At 32.6% G+C, this 2,056-nt stretch carries 2 protein-coding genes and 1 pseudogene; all 3 read left to right on the top strand.

The features are described 5' to 3' along the window. A partial coding sequence (locus AAC147_RS05730; RefSeq protein WP_231571629.1) for a hypothetical protein occupies positions 1-236 on the top strand: 236 nt, incomplete at its 5' end. Then, positions 229-414: pseudogene (locus AAC147_RS05725) on the top strand (IS630 family transposase); the annotation flags it as partial. The gene AAC147_RS05730 and the pseudogene AAC147_RS05725, both read left to right, overlap by 8 nt. 134 nt (positions 415-548) lie before the next feature. After that, positions 549-1,994: a hypothetical protein gene (locus AAC147_RS05720; RefSeq protein WP_047685919.1), complete on the top strand. Its 1,446-nt coding sequence runs from the start codon at positions 549-551 to the stop codon at positions 1,992-1,994. The last annotated feature ends 62 nt before the right edge of the window (positions 1,995-2,056 follow it).

The raw sequence follows: 2,056 nt of genomic DNA, 5'->3' as shown, positions 1-2,056 counted from the left end.
ATTATGAAAGTGCTACCAGTAATCCGGATAGATTTTACTGGGAGATTAAACTTAGTTTTGATTATTCTGATGATCTACTTGATAGCAGAATAATGGTAGTAAATAAAGCATATTCCCAATCAATTAAACTTGATATTAATACTGATGATTATGGAGATCGTCAAACATGGGGTGGTTATTATAAAAATGATTCCAGTAATCTAGATAGATTTTATTGGAGTTTTGAACTTTTCTAATTGGCTAAATAAGATTGAACGCTTGTGGCAGTCTTTGCATGAAACCGTCACACGGAATCATTGCTGTCAGTATATGTGGCAACTCTTAGTGTGCGTTGAAGAATTTATGACCGCCTTTTCATCAGGGCAACAGCCGGGAGTGAGAAAAATGAGTGTATCGTTATTATGGAAAGCATAAAAATCTATGGTCGCCCTCCTATTTAGGAGATTCTGCTCTTTTTCTCTCCTTAAACATAAAGCAAAAAAACTGTTACTGATGACATCGCATAAGATGCTGTTTTTAGTTAACAATAAAATCTTAGGAATATAGTTATGTTAGAAATAGGTCAAACAACTTATAGTGAGTATCTTGATAGTTACTACAATATTTTTCTTACATATAAAACAACACAAGGAAGTTTTATATTTGGTTTAAATGAAGATAAACATTATTTTGTTAAGGAAATAAAAAATAATGGCGTATTGAAAAATGATATGATACAAAGTGGTCATTTCAATGATAGATATGAATTTTTCGTTTCGTATATGGTTATAGATAAACTATATGCACTAGGAATTTCACTCGAAAGTAACACTTTTTTTGTCTCAAGTATAAATGAAAATGGAAGTGTATCTAACATAAATCCAATACAACAGGAAAAAGCAACGATAAAATTAAAAGGTGTACCTTTATATATAGAGATATTTTATAAAAATTCACTTCCTTATTTATTCGTTCAAAGAAATGACAAGTCATCAAGTTTATTTAAAATATTAGAAGATGGAAGTATCGGCTCAGAATGTAGTAATCAAAATTGGGATCATACTTTTTTTCCGCTTTCTTTATATGTAGACGGTGGTACTTATTTCTATGGAAAGAGTATGGGTGAAAATTACTGGTTTACTAGAGAATTAGGATTTTATGAAAATTTCAGTAACGATAATCAAAGTAATGGTACGGACTCTTTCGAAGGGGAAAGTACACTTATTTCATTTAAAGTCGGTATTAAGCAGTATGTTTTAGAACATAATCTAGAAACCCGAAAAGTTAAAATCCAACTTTTTTCGAATGCAGCAACTGAAAGTCGAGAGGTTTTTAGTTCTACTTGGGATAATTCCTACACAACATTAAATACAGTAAATTTAAATGGACGAGTATTTTTGATTGGGCAGTCCAAAAAAGATAAAGGGTTTTTTATTTGTAGATTATCATCAGTAAATGACGATGAATCGTACACTTTAAATTCATTGGTCGACGACGAATTATATCCAATTGGAGTTGTTTTTATATGGGATTATGCACTTCTCAATGTAGCAGCTGGGCATGCATCTCTTATGGTTTTTGATAACTCAAATAAATCAGATGACTCTGACAATACTTATATAAGTTGGTGGCCAAGTGGCTTTTTCGTAATACCAAGTAAAGCCTTAAAAGATAGAACGCTAGAGGAGGATATAGATGAAGAAAAATCAGATCCTCAACTTAAAATAAAAATATATGTAAGGAAATCAGATAATGCCGAAAAAATGAAAAATAAGATATTATCTTGGTGGCGTAATTTTCAGGATACTCATGTAATGTGGTCTCTAACATCTCAAAATTGTTCTACAACAGTAAAAGATGCCTTAGTAGCTGCGGGAGTTTATGAGATGCTTTCAGAAGAACAACTTATTACATATTCTGGAATTACAGTCTGGGTGCCAGTCGATGTTGCGTCCCTTGCCTCCGCCATGTCACAAAATGTATTAGTTCAGACTAGATCTGACACTTCGGTTTGAAAAGAGGGGTTTGGGGAGTAACGGAACAGTAAACAGAGAGCGTAAAATCTATGGTCGCCCTC

Origin of the sequence: Xenorhabdus sp. NBAII XenSa04 (genome assembly GCF_963866145.1) — a bacterium.
GTDB classification, from domain to species: Bacteria; Pseudomonadota; Gammaproteobacteria; order Enterobacterales; family Enterobacteriaceae; genus Xenorhabdus; species Xenorhabdus indica.
The sequence above is the reverse complement of the archived record's forward strand: the minus strand, read 5'-3'. Positions and strand labels throughout refer to the sequence as shown.

Bases quoted from the DNA above. Each gene is read 5' to 3' on its own strand.
- AAC147_RS05720 (WP_047685919.1), top strand. From the start codon at position 549: ATGTTAGAAATAGGTCAAACAACTTATAGTGAGTATCTTGATAGTTAC.